This is a genomic window from Bartonella sp. AA81SXKL, from assembly GCF_042196945.1.
In the GTDB taxonomy this organism is placed as follows: domain Bacteria; phylum Pseudomonadota; class Alphaproteobacteria; order Rhizobiales; family Rhizobiaceae; genus Bartonella.
Map to the genome: position 1 here is coordinate 1 of NZ_JBHIRH010000294.1, position 656 is coordinate 656.

Sequence of the window (656 nt, forward strand, 5' to 3'; positions counted from 1 at the left end):
TCTCAAGAGCTTAAAAGACAAAGCATGCATTAAGAGGAGGTTATTATGATAAAAAAGAAATACAAACTGACTGATGAGACAATTAAAGTTGATAGAATAACGCTTTACCGTATCCGTGCATTAAAAGACTTTGGAGATGTTAAAAAAGGTGATCTTGGTGGCTTTGTAGAGAGTGAAAGAAATCTTAGCCATGATGACAATTGTTGGGTTGGTGATGAGGCGTGGGTTTATGAAAATGCATATGTCTATGAAAACGCTAAGGTTTATGAAGATGCCGAAGTCTATAATAACGCAAAAGTTGGTGGTAATGCCATAGTAGCTGGCAAAACAGCATTTTATGGAAGTGATGCTATCTTAAGGTAGGGGCAAAAACCATGGAAAAGAAATACAAACTGACTGATGAAACAATTGAGTTTGATGGCAAAACCCTTCACCGTATTCGTGCTTTAAGGGATTTTGATGATGTTAAAGCAGATGACCTAGGCGGTTTTATACAAAAAGAAGACAATCTAAGTCATGATGGCAATTGCTGGATTGGGGATTATGCAAAAGTCTATGGTAATGCCAAGGTTTTTGGTAATGCTAAGGTTTACGAAAATGCACAAGTTTACGGTTATGCACATGTTTACGGCAATTCTCGTATTTATGGCAAAGCA

General features: G+C 37.0%; 1 protein-coding gene and 1 pseudogene. Both read left to right on the top strand.

Features of this window, described 5'->3' with window-relative positions; genetic code table 11:
* The first annotated feature begins 45 nt into the window (after positions 1–45).
* Complete coding sequence (locus ACFINZ_RS11205) at positions 46–363, top strand: hypothetical protein (protein WP_375639942.1); 318 nt, start codon at positions 46–48, stop codon at positions 361–363.
* An 11-nt stretch (positions 364–374) separates the two neighbouring features.
* Positions 375–656 (top strand): annotated as a pseudogene (locus ACFINZ_RS11210) (hypothetical protein); the annotation flags it as partial.